At 43.9% G+C, this 20,648-nt stretch carries 3 protein-coding genes; all 3 read right to left on the bottom strand.

All coding sequences use genetic code 11. The features are described from left to right. Positions 1–6: 6 nt before the first annotated feature. The 3 genes from DFR58_RS05980 to DFR58_RS05970 are packed head-to-tail and all read right to left on the bottom strand — an operon-like array spanning position 7 to position 20,413. Complete coding sequence (locus tag DFR58_RS05980) at positions 7–7,377, bottom strand: non-ribosomal peptide synthetase/type I polyketide synthase (RefSeq protein WP_114296897.1); 7,371 nt, start codon at positions 7,375–7,377, stop codon at positions 7–9. Continuing rightward, the gene (locus DFR58_RS05975) at positions 7,374–17,885 is read right to left on the bottom strand and encodes a non-ribosomal peptide synthetase (RefSeq protein WP_114296896.1); all 10,512 of its coding nucleotides are present in this window, start codon (positions 17,883–17,885) and stop codon (positions 7,374–7,376) included. The genes DFR58_RS05980 and DFR58_RS05975 overlap by 4 nt, the downstream gene beginning before the upstream one ends. 41 nt (positions 17,886–17,926) lie before the next feature. Then, positions 17,927–20,413 carry a penicillin acylase family protein gene (locus DFR58_RS05970; RefSeq protein WP_114296895.1) on the bottom strand — a complete coding sequence of 829 codons (2,487 nt, stop codon included), beginning with the start codon at positions 20,411–20,413 and terminating at the stop codon, positions 17,927–17,929. Positions 20,414–20,648: the final 235 nt, after the last annotated feature.

The following is a 20,648-nucleotide window of genomic DNA, read 5'->3' as shown; positions in this document are numbered from 1 at the left end:
TCTCCTTTATTCCATTTTTACGCTTTCCCTATAACCGTGTCTGGCCTCTCTTCTCCTCTGCCTGGATGCTTTTCTGTTCTCACCGCGCTTCTCCCCCTGTTCCAAAGAGGATATGTCATCCTGCTGCCAGTTTATATACTGGCATAAAGAATAAACAGTAGGGAATTCAAACATTCTGACAATAGGTATATCCTTTCCAAGGACCTCTGTAAGCTTGTGGTGTACACGTATCAGGTGCACAGAATTTCCTCCCAAATCGAAGAAGCTGTCATGTATTCCTACATGCTCTGCTTGCAGTATTTCCTGCCAGATGGCTGCAACAGCTTGCTCCATCTCAGTCTGAGGAGCTTCAAAAGCCTTTTGCTGTATTTGCTTTATGGAATCCGGCTTTGGCAGAGCACGGCGATCGACCTTGCCGTTGGATGTCAGCGGAACTTCGTCGATGCATATGTATATTGACGGAATCATATATCCGGGAAGCTTCTCTCTTAAAAATGAACGCAGTTCTGCAACCAATTCATCCTGTGGAGCTGATTTCACTTGTTCATATTGAGGAATAGCGAAATTCACTTCTTCAATATCCGGTATCTGATAACTCCCATCCTCCTGACCGATGAGATTAATTAGAGACCTAAGTTCACTGGAGTCCTCCTGTAGTGCCGTAAGTTCTGTCTGGTCGGCATGAATATATCCTCCCAACAGGCTATGAAGATACAAGTGACTTTCTCCAAGTTTGAACCACTGCTTTACAGAGTCAAAATCAAAATTACCTATCTGACATAGCCCTATTTGAAATGAAGGAGAAACCATTTCCATTAGTTGTGTCATCAATCCCGCTTCAAGCATGCAAAAATCCCTGGATGATTTCCCATAGAGCGGAGTAATGGCATTCATCTCGGCTACAAGGAAAACAGAAAATGCCGATGCTTCAAAAAACTCTCTATTTCCCGGGGGATATATAGAAGGATCAATTCGGGCATTTTCTGTGAGCGCTATTAAATTGTGTTTTTCAGGGTGGTAGTAATACGTTCCTCCCGTTAAGCCCTCAACTCTGTCGGGCTTTACATACAGATATACCTGAACGGGATAAAGGCTTCCAGCAGAGCCATACCTGTACTTTGGAAGAGGAACCTCCTCCAGCCTAGTCTGGTGCAAACAGCTTAAAAAGCTGCTCAGCTGCTTTAAGGATATAGGATGGGTTTGAAATTTCTTGTAGCTTCTTCGCACAACGGCCAATTTCATCAAGTCTTCATCCGTTTCAGACTCGGGAAGTTGTATACAATCCTGTTCATTTTCCATCTTTCGCAATCCGGGATGTGTCAATTTGAATTTCAGGCGCACAATGGGATCCATGAGTATATTCTCACCGGCCGCATTGTCTTGCTGGTACGAATAAGTTTCAGTTTTATCCTTATAGAATAAGTTATTATCTTTCAACACAAGATAGGCCGCCAGTTCTTTACTGCCTCCGGCTTCCGTCACTACTGCAGCCACACTTTCCTGTATCCTGGGATGCAGGTTTAACGCCGTCTCAATCTCACCCAACTCTATCCGGTATCCACGAATTTTCACCTGGAAGTCCTCTCTGCCAAGGAATTCGATATTCCCGTCAGGCAGATACCGACCCATATCTCCGGTCCTGTAAAGCCTCTCGCCTGTCTTTGGATGGACTATAAAAGATGCGTTTGTTTTTTCCTCATCCCTCCAATAACCTTTTGCCAGTCCGATTCCTCCGATATATATTTGTCCCGGCACCCATACCGGTCTCGGCTGTAATGCTTCATCAAGAATATGAATTTTCTGATTTATCATTGGTGTACCGTATGGAATACTTCTCCATGTAGGAACTATAGTTTCTATAGGGTACAAAATCGACCAAATGGATGCCTCGGTTGCTCCTCCGAGGCTTATTATCCTTACATTTCCGGCCAGTGTTCGTATACGGTCGGGTAAAGCAACCGGAATCCAGTCACCGCTCATCATTACCAGTCGGAGGGATTTGGATAAACACCCGGAATAATCACCGGCATATTCCACGAGCATTTCCATGAGGGCCGGTACAGTATTCCAGACAGTTACAGCGTTTTGCTCCATCAATTCCAGCCAATGAGACGGATCACGTCCGGCAGAAGAATCGGGAATAACAATAGTTCCGCCCGCAGCCAGCATTCCGAAAACATCATAAACAGAAAGGTCAAAGCTCAGTGATGAGAGGGCTAGAACCCTATCCTGGGGTCCAACATCGAAACGGCAATTGATATCCCTAATTGTATTCACAGCTCCCCGGTGGTCTATCATAACCCCTTTTGGAAACCCGGTAGAGCCTGAAGTATGAATAACATAGGCAAGATCGTCAGGGCTCTGCGACATCTCTATAGGGCTGTCGTCCAATCCCTGTAGTGCTTCATCCTCGTCCACATTCAGGCATAGAACTCCTTCCGGCCAGGCAACTGAGTTTTTTACCCAGGACTGGGTCAATGCCAATTCTACCTTGCAATTTTTTAAAATGTATTGCAGCCTTTCCATGGGAAGTTCAGGGCTGACAGGCAAATAGGCCGCCCCCGATTGAAGCACACCAAGTACACCTGCTACTTGCTCCCAGCCTTTTTCCATCACTACGGCTACAAGCCTGTTAGGGCGCGCTCCTCTATCGGCCAGCCATCGCCCGATTCTATTGGAGCAGCGGTATAATTCATCATAGGTTAATGCCCTTCCGGAGGTAATTACAGCAATCCGGTCAGGCTGCCTTCCGGCAGTTTCGGCAAACAATGAATGCAGCAGTTCGTCGGATACAGCCGTAGAGGTATTATTTATAATTTCACGTTTTTCAAGCTGGACTTCCGGCACCGGGAGCAATTGCTGCCGGGTTAGCTCCCAGGCATCCGGTTCATCAGCCAAACGTTTCAGTAGCTTGCAATATGCATTAAACATATCATCCAGCAATCCATCCGGAAAAAGCTCTTCGACAGCATCCCAATTAAATACCAGTCCGCCCTTTGATTCGGTGACCTGATGATCAAGCCACACCTGCGGTGTCTGTGAAATGCTATATACTTCACTGTCCACGCCATTTACTCCTAAGGAGCCCAAATCAACCATGGCGGAAGCATCCTGGTCCGGCGTTATCTGGTTGAGTATACTGGTAAATACTATAGGCATAACCGCCCCGGGAGTTTCTCCAGACATTTTTGCCTTTTCGCGCATTACCTGCACTCCGCTGACATAGCGGTTATCCAGGTCCTCCCACAGCTGTTTCTGGATGCGTCTTGCACGTTTTTCAAAGCTTTCGCTGCCCGAATTATCGACTTCAAGCAGTATTAAAGATGTAAAATCCCCAACAATATCATTGACTTGCCGGCTTAAGGGCAATCTATTAAAAAGTGTCAGATTAATAGTAAATGCAGGATTTCTGCTCCATGCTGTAAGAACTTCGGCAAACGCAGCACACAATATTCCCGACTGTGACAGCCCGATACAAGCTGCCCTTGACTTAAGACTGTCCCATGTCTCCGCAGCAAGTCTGGCTGTCCTGCGCACAAATCTTGGCTGTTCAAGGGAAGACGGGTTTTTAGCCAGTGGAAGTTCAGGAGCAGGCGGCAGCGTTGGCAGGCGCTCCTGCCAGTACTTCAGCGACCGTTTGTATATTTCTGTTTCACGAAGCTTTGCTTCTGTCATTACATAGTCTCTGAAAGTCAATTCCAGAGCAGGGAGCACAGCCTCGGTATTTTCATAAAACTTAGCCAGTTCTCCGCTTAGAATCTGCATAAAACTCCATGCGTCCCCAATCAGAAGATCAAGACTGATATGAAGCCTTATCCGGTCGTCCAACCTGCTGGCTTGTATATCAAACAAAGGCCATGTATCACTCGGCAGAATCTGATGGGACATATGTTCACGGATGCTCTCCATTTTTACGGCAGCTTTTCCGTCTTCATATCCTCGCAGATCCACAACCTTTATCCTGTAATCCGGCACGCTTTCCAACACCTGCTGTTGACCATCCTCCCGCACTATAGCTCTCAGCATTTCATGGCGATTAATCAAGCATTGCCATGCCCGTTCAAATCTTTCCAAATCTAAGGTGGTGCTTTCCACTTCCCAATAAATGTGAGTAGCAACATTCCCCAGTTCCATTCCCTTATTGCGTCCAATCCAGTATGCCTGTTGGACATCGGTAAGTGGAAACGGTTGATATCGTTCATTTAAATTGGTTGTTATTTGCGGAAGCAAATCCAATACCGACTGTGTTTTTTCCATTGAGGAAATTATCACACCCAGTTCAGCGATAGTTGGCGTTTCAAAGAACTGGCGCATGGTCAGTTCTACATGAAAGGCTTGACGGATTTTTGAAATAACTTGCAGTGCTAGAAGCGAACTGCCTCCTAATTCAAAGAACTTGTCATATATTCCTATACCGCTAATTCCTAATACTTGCTGCCAGATTAACTCGATTTCTTTTTCGGTTTCATCCCTAGGCGGAACAAAAGCAGTCATCAGTGCCGGTCGCATATGGACTTGACCTGTAGAGATATTATCCTGTTTTAATACTATTTTTTGACTGTCCTTGTCAGAAATCATTATTTCTGCCGAGGATGAGACCATGGAAATACCGTTTCCGTTCTTTCCATTTTCTATCCAATAACGCTCCCGCTCAAAAGGATAGGTTGGAAGCGGTATGCGATGACGATTTTCTTTTCTATAAAACAATTCCCAATCTATATTAACACCCGACATCCACAGTCGTCCAAGCATTCCGTAAAAGAATTCCATATCCGGCTGACTGTCATACATCCCCGGAAGTGAGGATAAAACTCTTTCTGCTGCCCCCTTGCCAGCGGGATGTTGTATTGCTGCACTGCTTAAAGTGTGTCCTGGTCCAATCTCCAATAAAATCCGGCTTGTATCCTTCAAAAGCTCCTGTATACTGTCTGACAATCGTACCGGCTGTCTAAGGTGGCTCACCCAGTATTTCGGGTCTATTGCCTGTTCCTTTGAAATCCATGTTCCAGTTACATTTGATATGAAAGGTATTTCAGGCATATTCAACTTAACAACTTTAAGTACCTCAGCATAGGCTCCCATAATAGGTTCCATCATTTCTGAATGGAAAGCATGGGTACTCTGAACACGTCTGCAGGCGATCCCCTGCTCCAGCAGCAACTGTTCCAGCTCTGCTACTTTCTCCGCAGTACCCGCAACAACACAGACTTTTGGACCGTTTATAGAGGATATGGAGAGACCATCACTTAAAAGGGGCTGGATTTTTTCCTCCGAAAGCATTACTACCAGCATCGCGCCGCCAAGCAATGTCTCAATCAGCTTTCCCCTTCTACTTACAAGTTTCAAAGCATCTTCAAGGGAAAAGACACCCGACAGGCAAGCAGCTACATATTCGCCTATACTATGTCCCATCATGGCCTGGGGACGGATTCCCCAATCCATCAGCAGCTTTGCTGCGGCATATTCAATTGCAAATATTGCTAGATATGCCATCGAAGGCTGAGAAAGTATATTTTCTGACTCGTCTTTACTACTCTGTCCTCGTCCCAATATTCTTTTCATATCAAAAGTCGGCTCACTGCCGACTGTATTTCTTTTTCGGTCCTGCCTTCCCGGGAAAAGCACTTTACGTATATCCATTCCCAGCTCAGACTTTAAAATCTCGGCACAATTATCCACATGACGACGGAATTCCTCTTCATTGTGGTACAATTCCGAGGCCATATCCGGATACTGATCTCCTAAGCCTGTAAACATAAATGCAATAGGTCTTTCTTTTTCTGTACATACAGTGGAAAGCACCCGTGACGGGTCACGCTTTTTAAGAGCAACTATGGCATCATCTATGGTCTTACAGATCACAACCCGTCGTTTTTCAAAGCTATGACGTCCGACTTTGAGGGTATAGGCTGCATCATCCAGATTTGTATGTATATTTGCATTAAGATAATCCGTCAAATTGTCCGTCATCTTTTCGAGGGCATTGTCGGTTCTGGCTGACAATGCTATCAGTTTGTATGGTCGGGATTCTCCCGAAGGCTCAATTTCAGGAGCTTCCTCTAAAATCACATGGGCATTGGAGCCCCCCATACCGAAGGAACTGACCCCCGCACGAAGTATATTTTCTTTTTCCTGCCATTTCCTTAGCTCTGTATTCACATAAAAGGGGCTGTTTTTGAAATCAATTTTCTTATTAGGCTTACTATAGTGCAAGCTTGGCGGAATTTCTCTATTTTTCATAGCCAGTATTGTCTTAATAAGACCTGCTGAACCTGCTGCCGTTGATAAGTGCCCGAAATTCGATTTTACCGAGCCAATTGCACAAAACCCGTTTTCTTCAGTATAGGTTCTAAAAGCCTTGGTAAGAGCTGTAACCTCGATTGGGTCACCCAGTTCGGTTCCTGTGCCGTGAGTTTCTATATAAGTGATAGTCTCAGGTTCAACCCCAGCCATTTCAATAGCTTCGGTAATTACACCCGATTGTCCCTCTACTCCCGGAGCAGTATACCCTACCTTTAGCGAACCGTCATTATTTATAGCAGTTCCTTTCACAACAGCATATATAGTATCTCCGTCGTTAATTGCATCCTCCAGCCTCTTCATAACTACAACACCGACACCGCTTCCGAAAACCGTCCCCTGAGCATCTTCATCAAAAGCACGGCAATGCCCGTCGGGAGAAAGAATTCCTCCTCCAATACATTTGTAGCCTTCCTTTTGTGGTACCCTGATAGAAACCGCACCCGATAAAGCCATATCGCATTCGCCGTTCAGAAGGCTCTGAAAAGCCATATGTACCGAAACCAAAGCAGAAGAGCAAGCTGTCTGGACTGCAACACTTGGCCCCCTAAGATTCAAGTGGTATGAAACCCTCGAACTAAGGTAATCTTTTTCGGTTAACGTAATTATCTGGTAAGGGTTTAACGAAGACATAATGCTTTTGTTTGAGAAAATATTATTTAAAAAATATGTATTCACATCAGCACCGGCGTAAATACCGATACGACCTTTATAAGTCTTAGGGTTATATCCTGCATTTTCAAGCACACTCCATGCACTTTCAAGAAATACCCTGTGCTGTGGGTCTAAAAGCTCTGCTTCCCTTGGAGTAAGATTAAAAAAGAATGCATCAAATAAGTCTATGCCATCGAGAACAGCTGCCGCCTTTACATAATTGGGATCATTTAAAGCAGCTTCGTCTACACCTGCATCCAGCAAATCCTGTTCGGTGAAGAATGTAATGCTTTCTACTCCGTCTCTCAGGTTTTGCCAGAATTCCTCGGTTCCATTTGCTCCCGGAAACCGACAAGTCATACCAATGATGGCTATTTGTCCGAAATAATCCTGATTGTCCTTACCGTTTTGTTCTTTCATCATTGTTGTGTTCGACCCCTATCCTTAAGCATTGCTCTTTGTCTCATTAAATCTTTTCGTGTCTGTGAACGTTCTTGACTTTCCCTGGTGGAAGCCGCCTCATCCTTTTTCTTGCTCAAATGCTTGGCAAGATCGCGGATAGTAGGGTTTTCAAAGATTTTAACAATAGAAATCTTCTTTTCCATCAACTCCTCCAACCTGCCGTGGATTTTAATGATTTGCAGAGAATTCACACCTAAATTGAACAGGTTTTCATATACATTTACATGCTCTACATTCAATATATCTTTCAGTATTTCAGCAATTATTCTTTCGGTTTCATTTGCAGGCATTTCGTTTTCCAATGGCTGCTGTTTTCTCACGCTCCCAAGCTTCACAAGTGCCTTGTGATCTACTTTGCCGTTGGGAGTCAAAGGTATTTTGTCCAGCAGCACAATACTAGACGGCACCATATATTCCGGTAGCTTGCTTCTCAAATACTTTCTTAATTCCTCAACTAGCTTTGTACCTGAGTTCAATGCCGGTTCGTAGGAAATATGTTTGCCAGGTTCAAAGGATTTGCAGCCATTATCTTCATCAGAACCCTGCTCTTTTATAAGTTCCAGCATGGAGTGTACATCCTTAGAGTCGTCAACGAGCGCATGTATTCCCCTCTGTTTTACATGTATTTGTCCTCCGAGCAGACTGTGCAGATAAATCTGGCTTTCTCCAAGGCCAAACAAGACCCTTACAGGGGCAAAATCAAAGCCGCCTACCTGGCAGAACCCCAATTCATGCCGGGGTGCAGCCATTTCCATCAGCTGGCTCATCATTCCTGCTTCCAGCAGACAGAAGTCCCTTGACCATTCACCATACATCGGTGCCACTGCATCCAACTCTCCCACTAGGAAGATAACAAAAGCGGATTCTTCAAAGATATCTCTGTTGCCCGATGCAAACATCATGGAATCCATCTCTGCATTCTCCTTAAGCAGCACCAAATAGTGCTCCTCAGGATGATAATAATAGGCTCCTCCAGCCAATCCTTCAATACGACCGGATTTCAGGTAAAGGTATATCTGCACCGGATAGAGACTTCCGGCAGAACCATAGCGGTATTTACGAAGCGGTACTCCTTCAAGGTCAATCCCATAGAAGCAATTTAGCAGCAAATTAAGCTGTCCAAGGGTTATAGGTGTATCCATAAACCTCCTGTAGCTTCTTCTGGCAGTATAATTCTCGACCTCTGCTTCACTAAGCTGTGGTCTTTCAAGCTTAATGCAGCAGTTATCCTCTTTTATTTTTCTTACCCCGGGATGACTCATCTTGTGTCTGAATCGTGCAATCGGGTCCTGGATTATATGATAGGATTGCGGCTTTTCAGCCACATTTGCTTCATCCGTTAACAATTGTTTAGGTACAACATAAGCTGCCAAGTACCTCTCGCCTTGCGAGTCTCTGTTTACAGTGACTATCCCGGACTGAACATCCGGATGCTTTCCCAGCACCGATTCAATCTCTCCCAATTCGATGCGGTAGCCTCTTATCTTGACCTGATAGTCCTCGCGGCCTAAAAATTCAATATTTCCGTCAGGCAGGTAACGTCCCAAATCCCCGGTCCTGTACAGACATTCTCCCGTTTCAGGGTGAATTATAAAGCTGGTCTGGGTTTTCTCACTGTCTTTCCAGTACCCCTTAGCCAGCCCTGCGCCTCCGATATATAATTGTCCCGGAACCCAATCCGGCTTGGGACTTAACTTTGCATCCAGTACATGGAATGTCTGGTTTGCCATAGGCATGCCGTAGGGAATGCTCTTCCAATCGGCTTCAACCTGTTCTATGGGATAAAATATCGACCATATGGATGCTTCTGTAGCTCCACCCAGGCTAACAAGTTTTACATCTTTAAGCTTTGAGCGGATTTGTCCCGGTAATGCTACAGGAATCCAATCTCCGCTCAGCATTACCAAACGCAGTGATCTCGGCAGGTCTTGGGAATGAACTTCCACATACTCCATCAGCATTTCCAATAATGCCGGGACTGAATTCCATACAGAAATCTTTTCCCTTCTCATTAATTCCAGCCAATGACCGGGGTCCCTTTCCGCAACCTTATCAGGAATTACAATGGTCCCACCGGCTCCCAGTACTCCGAAAATATCATAAACCGAAAGGTCAAAGCTTAAAGACGAAAGAGCCAAAACCCTGTCTAAGCGGTTTATATCAAACCTCCGGTTAATATCTAAAATAGTGTTCATTGCACCTTTATGGTCAATCATTACACCCTTCGGAAATCCAGTAGATCCCGAGGTATAAATTACATATGCCAAATCCTCCGGTTTCTGCTGGGATTCCGATATGCATTCTTCATCTGTATCCGGCAGTTCTTCTCCATCTACACACAGTAATTCGACCCCTTCGGTCAAAGTTATGGAATTTCCAAACCGCTTTTGAGTCAAAACAAGTTCAACCTCACCGTTTTCAAGGAGATATTTAATTCTCTCTTTAGGCAATTCGGGATTTATCGGTAGATATGCAGCCCCTGAAAAAAGCACTCCCAGAACTGCAGTCACCTGCTCCCAACCCTTTTCCATTACCACAGCCACCAGTCGGTTTGGACACGCACCTTTTTTCCTCAGCCATTGCCCAATCCGGCGGGAATAAATATAAAGTTCACCATAGGTCATTGTGCGTCCGCTGCAAATGACTGCATCCAGTTCTGGCTGCTCAATGGCCTTTTTTATAAGAAGATTATGAAGAAGTTCGTTTGATATTGGTACGGAAGTGTTGTTGACACTTTCCCGTTTATTAAGCTGCTCCAATGGTAAAGGAACCAACAAATTCGTCGCTTCCCCCCATGCCCCTTCACTATTTGCAAGCTTCTCCAGAAGATTGCAATAAGCAGTAAACATATCATCCAAAAGCCCTGACGGAAAAAGCTCCTCAACAGCATCCCAGTTAAACACTAGAGCACCTTTATACTCTGCAGTTTGATGATCCAGCCATACCTGGGGAGTCTGAGAAATACTATATGTCCCATCCTCCGAGTCACTAAACCCAAGGGCATTGAAATCAATCAACACTGACTCATCCTGTTCAGCCGCAGGCTGGTTAAGAATACTGGTAAACACAACAGGCATCGCAGCCTTTTGTGCTTCTCCCCTCATCACCGATAAATCCCTCATCACCTGTAAACCGCTGTAATACCTGTTGTCCAGGTTTTCCCACAACTGTTCCTGGAGGTTCAGCACCCTTTTGTCAAACCCGTTTTGTTCTCTATTATCTATTTCCAGGAGTGTCAGCGATGTAAAGTCTCCTACAATATCATTGACCTGAGGATGCATGGGAAGTCGGTTGAACAATGTCAGGTTCAATGTAAAATGCGGGCTTTTGCTCCATACCGTCAGAACCTCGGCAAAAGCAGCTGCCAAAACTGCAGAAGGTGTAAGTCTCATGCTGCTGATTTTCATTTTCATTTTGTTCCAAGCTTCCGCCGAAAGTCTGCCTGTTCTCCTAACAAACCTTGGATTTTTTATGTAAGATGGGCTCTTGGCCAGCGGAAGGTCTGGAGCGGATGGCAGCTTCGGCAATCTCTCCTGCCAATACCTATAGGATTTTTTATATCCTTCGGTATCAGCGAGTTTTGCTTCTGTCAACACATAATCCCGGAAAGATAGCTCAAGTTTTGGGAGGCTGGCGGATTCATTCATGTAAAGTTTATTTAATTCTCTCCCTATAATCTGCCAACTCCACGCATCTCCGATTAATACATCTACGCTGATGTGCAGCCTTACCCTGTCACTCTTCAGCAGAGAAGCACGTATATCAAACAAAGGCCACTGATCACTGGACAGAATCTGGTGAGACATTTCCTCTCTGGTTTCCTCAAGCATCAAAGAATTTTGCTCAGTTATCAGCTCTCTTAAATCAATTACTTTCACCTTATAGCGAGGCACATACTCCAAAACCTGCTGTTGTCCTTCCCTGATAATAGACCTTAACATATCATGACGTTCAATAAGCCTTTGCAATACAATTTCAAACCTTTGAACATCAAACCCTTCCAAGTCAATTTCGGTATAGCCATGAGCAGCAACGTTACCCAATTCGTATGCATCTCTGCGTCCGATCCAGTACGCCTGCTGCACATCAGTGAGAGGAAAGGGTAAATATTTATCATCCTGAGACGATATAACATTTGGGAGCACAGCAGCCGCAATCGGCTCCTGGCCTTTCATGCCCATTTGTCGCTCAATCTCCTCAGCCATAAAGGCTAAAGTAGGCACTTCAAAAAAACGTTTCAATGAAAGCGTAACCTGGAATTCTTCCTGAACATGGGATATTATTTGGAATGCCATCAGAGAGTGTCCGCCAAGTTCAAAGAAATCATCATTGACTCCCACCCTTGGAATTCCTATTACCCTGCTCCATATAGCTGCCAATCCTTTTTGGATTGGTGTTTCGGGCGCAATATACTCTTCACCTATCTCTGGCCTTTCATAACCGGGCACAGGCAGTGCGCTGCGGTCCACTTTACCATTGATGGTCAAAGGCAACTTATCCAATTTTATAAAATGCGCAGGAATCATGTACTCGGGAAGCTTCTGCGACAAAAACGCCCTGTGCGCAGATACCGGAATATTGGAATTTGAGACGTAATAGGCTGCCAGATACTTATCAGGCTTCTCCTTATTACGCTCCCTTATGCTGTATCCTATTTCAGAAAGAATCCTCTTTGCCAACTCCTCATCAACATTACTTTCAATCTCTTTCAATACAACCTTTCTGGCTGCATGACCCAAGCGTACTTCCCAGCTTTCGGGAAGGGCATAATTATGAAATCCCTTTTCCTTGGTATGTACATAGATACCTGCATCATTCACAAGACAATTTGTCGTACAGCCTGTGCCTGCCGGATTCCGCCATGGAACATTCTTTTCCAGGAAACTGTAGATTTCTTCCTGGGAAACATCACAATACCTGTAGAAATCCTCAAACTGAATATCCTCAAATACCCTGTCATCCTTAAAAATGCTTACATCCAGACATCTGGAAATAGCATCATCCATTCTGTGGTATACTTTTCTTGCTTCCAAAACCGTATCGTCAATATCCCTGACGTTAAATCCAGGATTGTTTGTAAATATATTCATTAAGCGTGTTTCAAATATCTGTCCTCTGGACAGTCCTGTAACAACATGCTTTATACCGTACTCACCGGCAAGGTTGATACTAAGGGTATAAATAACCTTGAAGCAGCTATTGCATACATTGCTGTATCTTTTGAGCCCGTCTGCCAGTATATCCTTAATAAATGGAGTCGTACCCATAACATGGTCTACCCCAAGTTCTTTGACAACCCTCAGTATGTTGTCTTTTGCACCTTCATAGAGGTATCCGTTGTCAAAGGTGTAGGCCAAGACTTTAAGACCCATGCTTACTACCTTGTAAAGCATATAGGTACTGTCCTTGCCTCCGCTGTACAACACCAGGCAATCATATTTCCCTCTTTCTGAAGCCTTTACAGCTTCAAAAATCGCCTTGAAATCATCCATCGTCTTAAAATATTCCATGGCCTTGCTTTTATAATTCTCAAAAGCAGCGCACATGCTGCATACACCCTTTTCATCAAAGGTTATTCCAGGATAGTTTGATGGAATTACACATCTAGTGCAGTACTTTATTTCACTATGGCTTTGAAGCCGCTGCTCCGATGCCACAATATCCACTACACACTCTGAAATTTCTTTATTTGAAAGCAGAGCAGCCTCAATTTCCTCCAACTCAATACGGTAGCCCCTGATTTTTACCTGGCGGTCCACACGTCCCAAAAACTCAATATTTCCATCAGGTAAATAACGCGCCATATCTCCTGTTCTATAAAGTCGGCTGCCAGTTTCGTCACTAAACGGGTCTGGAATAAACTTCTCAGCCGTCAGTTCAGGACAATTCCAATATCCCCTGGCTACTCCAGCCCCTCCTATATATAGTTCTCCAGCAACACCGATTGGAACGGGATTCAAACTGTTATCCAGAATGTAGAGTCTTGTATTGATGATAGGCCGTCCGATAGGTATAGAGCCGTCCCGCCCCTTACCTGGAACTACCTGATAAGTACAGCATCCCACCACAGTCTCGGTAGGCCCGTATTCATTCACCAGAATTGTATCCGGAGCATTGTCCTGCCAAAATGCCGTACTCTCGGCTAGTAAATTCTCTCCGCCGATAATAAAAGCTCTTGTCCGTCCTGCTGCCTCTTGCTGATATAACTGCCGACCGAGCAGTTCCAGATGTGCAGGTGTTATTTTGACAAGGCTGAAGTCACCGACCTCCCTCAGTACTTGGCTTAACGTCTCGATAGACGGACCCTGGGGAAGCAGATGCACAGTACGGCCCGATATAAGCGGTGAAAAAATGCTTGTTACAGTCAAATCAAAGCTTATGGAGGAGTGTACCGGGGCTCCGGCTCCCTCGTTAAGAGGGTAGGCAATTTTACACCATGTAAGATAATTCACCAGACCCCTGTGAAGCAGAACTGCACCCTTGGGCTTACCTGTCGAACCTGATGTATAAATGACATACACCGGATTATCGGGGGCTGCACTACATTCGATGTTCTCTCCACATTCCTGTGAAATTTGCTGCAGCACTTTATCGAGACAGATTATATTTGAATTAATATTGGGCATCTTATCCAATAGCTTCTTCTGGGTCAAAACCACCGGAGCGCATGTATCCTCCAGCATAAAAGCCAGCCTTTCATTCGGATAGTCCGGATCTAAAGGAACATATGCTCCGCCTGCCTTTAAAACCCCCAGCATGCCAATAATCATTCCAGGAGACCGTTCGGTATAAATGCCCACAAGAGTCTCCAGCCCCACTCCAAGCTTCTGCAAATAACGTCCCAGTTGGTTTGCTTTCCTGTTCAGTTCAGAATATGTCAATCTTTCTTCTTTAAAAACCACGGCAATTTCATTTGGAGATTTATCCACCTGCTCCTCAAACAATTGGTGTGCGCACTTATCATGGGGATATTGTGTTTTTGTATTATTCCAATCTATAAGAATACGTTTTCGTTCCTCCTCTGATAATATCCCGTAATCCGAAATATTTTTCGAAGGCTCCGTCATTATATTTTCAAGCAAAATTTTAAAGTGGCCCAGCATTCTGGAAATTGTCGAGCTGTCAAACAAATCACGGTTATACCTCATGGAAATTCCCACTCCGTTAGGACCCTCGGCAGCCATAACCATAATATCAAAGGGAACGCCACGCTGTTCCAGTTCCATAGATTCAAATGTCAATCCGTTTATATCCACTTGAAAACCTTGCGCGCTTAAAGCAAAAGATGTTAGTCCTGCATCGTCTGTTGTGAGTGACTGTTGAAATGCAAAAGCGATTTGAAAAACAGGTGAACGGCTGGAATCCCTCTCAATATTTACCTGCTCGACAAGCCTTCCAAAGGGATAATCCTGATGGTCAAAGGCTTCCAGAACAGTTTTACGTACCCTACATAAAAGCTCATTGAAAGTAGGGTTCTCTCCCAAATCTACACGTAGTGGAAGCATATTAATAAAATATCCTACCAGTCCGCCAAAACCAGCCCGGCTCCTACCTGTAGCAGGTGTCCCTACAATTATGTCATCCTGTCCTGTGTATCTATAAAGCAATACCTGCAGGACAGTCATTAAAGTCATATATAGAGTTGTACCATGGGTTTGACCATAGTTTTTAGCCAGCTCCGTCAGTTCATGTCCAAGTTCCAGGGCTTGTGAAGCACCCCGGTAGGTTTGAACATGAGGACGCGGATAATCAGTAGGCAAATTCAGCTTGGGCAGTTCTCCCCCAAGTTTTTTCTTCCAATAGGCTTCTAACCTTATCCCTTCAGCCCCTGCCAGCAATTGCTCCTGCCAACGTACATAATCGGTATACCGGTAGGTTATTGGGCTAAGGCGTACAGGTACTCCCGAACACTCTGATGCATAAAACTCGCCGAATTCCCTGGCAATCACCGCCAATGACCAGAAGTCAGATATAATATGGTGAATTACGAATAAGAAAATATACTCCTCCGAACCGCACTCCAATAAATGTGCTCTGAATAGCGGACCTTTCTCGATATCAAACACCCGGTGAGCCTCATAGTCTATGTATTCATTTATAGCGGCACAGTCCCACCTGCAAGAGTCTTTATGGTAAAATTCAATTTCCATTTCATTATGCACATGTTGAACCGGCCTGCCATTTACCCCTGGAAATGTCGTACGAAGTGAAGGGTGACGTTCAGCCAATCTTCGGAATGCTCTCTGAAATGCAGACACATCCAATTTGTTTTTGATCCGGACAGCACTGGAAATATTATAAGCAGGACTTTCCGATGCCAGTTTATTGAGGAACCATAATGCCCGCTGACCGTAAGAAGGCGGACATTGCCCTGCACCGCTTTCAATAATTGTGCCTTGCTCCTCTGATTTTTCCGTTCTTTTTTCAAGTTCCTCCAGTATACGTAAAGAAATCTGTTCAATATTCGCTCCCTGGAGCAAATCCACTATAGGTATCGCTATACCAAGGCTTGATTCAACATGATGTGTCAGCTCCACTGCCATCAATGAGTCAAGACCCACGCTGCTAAGAGGCTGTCCAACATCCAGCTTGTCTTTAGATATGCGAAGTATACGCACTGCCTGCTCCTTAAGATAGAGATTGAGCAGAGATTGTTTTGCAGCTTTATCGTATACAGCGGTCAATGCCTTTTTAATAAAGTTCTCCTCAACTTTAAGAGCCGTTGACCCTTCACTTATATCATTGTCCAGAGTACTTGTCCCCAGAATTTCAAGGCTTTCTTCCAGATATTTGTTTCTGCATGCATGACGCTTAATCTTGCCGCTGGATGTCTTAGGAGTACTTGAGGTCTTAACCATGACAAAGGTGTGTACCGCCAATTCATGGCCCTCTGCAACTGCCTGCCTTACAGCCGTGGCAACTTCATTCACATCCGCTTTCCTCTGCGTCCTCTCAACTTCATAAACGATTATCAACCTTTCTTCATCACCCACATCGACGGAAAATGCGGCCCCACATCCCGCCCTTAAAGCCGGGTGGCTTTTCTCAACCGTAAGCTCGATATCCTGAGGATAATGATTTCTTCCCCGTATGACAATCAAATCCTTGATACGCCCAGTAATAAACAACTCTCCCCCGCTCATAAATCCAAGGTCACCTGTACGGAGATAAGGACCATTCTTTGTGTTCTTAATGTATGCGTTAAATACTTCCATTGAAGCTACAGGACGATCCCAATAACCCTTTGCCACACTGGGTCCTGAAACCCATATTTCCCCTATTTGTCCGGTCAGGCATTCCTCCTGCGAATCCGGGTTCACCACAGCAATTCTCTGTCCCACGGCGACATACCCACAGCCCACCATCGTACGGACATCAGTATTCCCCGGTTCTGCCGGTATAGCCTGTTTTTGCTCCAGAGCATCCTTTTTAAAGGCTTTAACCGATGCCTTCTCTTCCTTTTTACCCCCTGAAACAATAAGAGTCGCTTCGGCTAATCCATAGCATGGATAAAAGGCTTCCTTACGAAAGCCATGTTGCCCGAAAGCCTCTATAAACATTTTCATCGTTTCCTGCCTTACAGGTTCTGCACCATTAAAAGCCAAATCCCAGCTGCTTAAGTCAAGTCCGGCCTTTTGCTCATCTGTAATTTTTTTTGCACAAAGCTCATAAGCAAAATTCGGCCCGCCGCTAGTTGTTCCTTTAAATCTTGTAATTGCCTGCAACCAGCGTATCGGTTTCTCCATAAAAGCAACCGGAGACATCAGTGCAACCCGAAAACCCACATACAGGGGCTGCAAAATTCCTCCAATAAGACCCATATCATGATATGGGGGAAGCCATATAACTCCCTGGCTTTCCGGAGTATGTTTAAAAAAACTGCAAATCAGCTCCAAATTGTGAATCAAGTTGCCATGACTCACCATAACACCCTTAGGCATAGCTGTAGAGCCTGATGTATATTGTAAAAACGCAAGGGTATCCCCGGTAATACTTGTCTCTTTCCACTCATTTGCCATAGAGGAGGATAAACTGTCTGTAGTAAACCACCTTATGCTTGGAACATTTGCCTGTCTCCAGCTTTCATCAGGCAAATTGCGTTCGAGGGTAAGAGCTATGGTAGTTAAAGAATCCATTACAATTGCCTGAAGTCTTGAATCCTGTTTATTGGTTCTTACAGGATATGAAGGAACTGCAATCGCACCTGCGTACAAACATCCGAAGTAAGCTGCAATATACGATAACCCGGGTGGGTAAAGGAGAAGTACACGCTCATTTTCAGCTCCTGCATTTTGCAGCATTGCTCCAATGGCGCGAGCTTGCCTGTCAAGCTCCTCATATGTAAGAATCTCTTCCTGTGTTTCACCATCATTCAGAAAAGTATAAGCCGGCTTATGCGCATCGGAGGATGCCCTCAAGCGTAAAACCTCCACTAGATTTGAAAAGTGTCCATGAACAAAATTCTTCATTTTCTAATCATCCTTATAAAAAATAATTTTGTTTTGAAAACTTACTCCTTAAAGCGCAGTGACAACACATCTTTTCCATTTTTCCTAACTGTCTCAGGCTTAAAGAACATAGGAATATAATCATTTTTCCACCATAACTGAATTTGGTCCTCACGATTCTTATTAAATGTGACGGCACATTGTCCCGAAGTATTTATTACAAGCATCTCATCAAGGTTATTAATATCTACAATCATACGTTGAGATGTACCGAAGCCGACAATAAACGGACTTTTCCAACTATACTGAGCCATATTGACTGTCGACAAGCTTCCTGATGCCGGTAAGGTTTTGCTATTGAAGATATCTCCTATTACCGGAATTCCCATAATGCCAAAGGGCATATGAGTAAAGGTAACAGTGTGCATTTTCCCCCACTCCCAGTCCTCAATATCCCTACCTAATTTATTTTTCAACTTTGAAAGTGCCTCTTTAAAGCTTTTACGGATTATATCATCACGTTTTTCGACTTCCAGCGTGGTTCTATCATCAAACCATCTGCTATTAGGCTCCGACATTAACTTAATCATAGTCGGCTGATGCATATCGCTATAATCCAAATACGAACTGGCAAACTGGGGACCTTGATTTGCTTTCTCATCCAATCCAAGATTTTTAGCAAACATGTGTTTTATCATAAAATTATACCAGGTTTCATATATTGATGCGCCAATGCTGTCATTATCAGTATTTAAATCCCAGTTTCTTATCTTTTCCAGTGCCTTTCTTTCAAATTCGTTCCCAGGCGTAACCTCTAACAGAAAAGGACGCAGGGACTCTGCAGTCATGGAATATGTGTCGGCCTGTATATCTTTCATATCTTCTACAGTCAGTTTACCTGCTTTACTTTTTATGAGATTGCTTATCCTTGCAGCACGATCACCGGGCGCCCAATCATAAGAAATTGTGTACTTGTAATTTTCGGGAGTTATTTTGTTATTGGTTGTAACAATAAATCCTGCTTGAGGATTGAAGCTGGTAGGAAGCTCTTCAAATGGGATATACCCCTTCCATTCATATTCCCCCGTCCAACCGGGCACCGGCACAATTCCCTGATGCTTGGATTCACGTATAGGTACTTTGCAAGCCGCCTGATATCCGATATTTCCATCTACATCAGCATAAACAAAATTCTGGCATGCATTATCCCAATTTTTAAGAGCTGACCTGAATTCAGTCCAATTTTTAGAACAATTAACATCAATAACAGCTTTAATCAGCATACTTCCTTCGCTTAAAGTCCAGCGAAGTGCGATAGGGCTCGAATTGGAAATGCCGATAACCTTGTTTATAATTGGACCATGGCGTGTGAAATATGTTGTAAGCTCCTCAGAACTTCCGCCCTTAACATTAATCTTTTCCTTCAAAGTATCAACCTTGTACCAATTTCCTTGAAATTCATATTGCGTAGGGTTATCATTGTTATCAAGCTTCTCAAGGTATAGGTCCTGAACATCAGAATTCATATTGGTAATTCCCCATGCAATCCTCTGGTTATGTCCTGTTATCACTAAAGGAATTCCTGGGAAAGTAAATCCGGCGCAATCAAATCTACCTCCGTGCAAGCCATTTTCATACCAAATTGATGGCATACCCAGATTAAGATGAGTATCATTTGCTAAAATTGGCTTTCCTGTTTTTGTTAAACTCCCGCTGACCACCCAGTTGTTGCTCCCCCATTTCGAGGAAGTCTCATATCCCAGGGCTTTAAGCGTATCAAAAGCAACTACCTGCTTATCCTTCAACCAGTAATAATCCTGTGCTTCGTCAGGAATCATCAAAGTTGTATTATCTGATGGAAAAGGAAATAGTTCCTTAACTGCATCCCTACCATTGTTTGCAATTATTTTGGCTCTGATAATCTCCATTTGATAGTTGTAGGACATAAAAAATGCCATAACATTTCCAAGTGTTAGTGTATCAACAGGTGTCCATGGTTCCGGGTCAATCCCCAAAACCTTAAATTCTATTGGCAGGGAGCCCCTATGCGTATCAATAAATTCATTTACTCCTGCTGCATAGGCTTCAAGCAAGAAACGACTATCCTTATCAAGCTTTTTCCAGGTCTCCTCAGCACTCCTGCTCAAACCAAGGGTTCTATAAAAGCTATCCATTTCCACACCCATCTTGCCAAAAATTTCACTCAGCCTACCGTTGCTGGTATGGCGATTCATCTCCATAGCCCACAACCTATCCTGAGCATGTACATACCCTTGCCCAAAAAGCAAATCATATTCATTATCTGCATATATTTGAGGCACGCCCCATTTATCTCGTATAATCTCCACCGTTCCATGCTTTAGGCTTGCTAGTGTCTCTACAGCCTCGGGAGATTTTCCTTTATTTTTGTTACTGCTTGAAATATCTACTGTCCCATTAGTTTTAGGCCATGAATTAACGGTAATCCATGTTACAGCAGCTACTAGAATAATACAAATAGCCAATAAACCGCACAGAATTCGGACTGCCCATTTTCTAAGTTTTTTCATTAATTGCACCTCATATAATTTTTGATGGATTAAATTTTGAAAACCGAATTGATTTCAAAACACAAGAGAAATACACCTGATTAGAATGGAAGAATTCCATCAAATACAGGCGTTTATATTTATGTCAATATTAATAATTTTTCTGAGTGAATATTAAGAAATTCTGAAGGATTATACAAAAGTAAAACAAGTTTAGTAATTATTATAAAGTTTAAGGAAACTCAATTATTCAAAA

Origin of the sequence: Anaerobacterium chartisolvens (assembly GCF_003337415.1) — a bacterium.
In the GTDB taxonomy this organism is placed as follows: domain Bacteria; phylum Bacillota; class Clostridia; order Acetivibrionales; family DSM-27016; genus Anaerobacterium; species Anaerobacterium chartisolvens.
This window is presented reverse-complemented; position numbering and strand designations above follow the sequence as displayed.

Bases quoted from the DNA above. Each gene is read 5' to 3' on its own strand.
- DFR58_RS05975 (WP_114296896.1), bottom strand. From the start codon at position 17,885: ATGAAGAATTTTGTTCATGGACACTTTTCAAATCTAGTGGAGGTTTTA.
- DFR58_RS05980 (WP_114296897.1), bottom strand. From the start codon at position 7,377: ATGATGAAAGAACAAAACGGTAAGGACAATCAGGATTATTTCGGACAA.
- DFR58_RS05970 (WP_114296895.1), bottom strand. From the start codon at position 20,413: ATGAAAAAACTTAGAAAATGGGCAGTCCGAATTCTGTGCGGTTTATTG.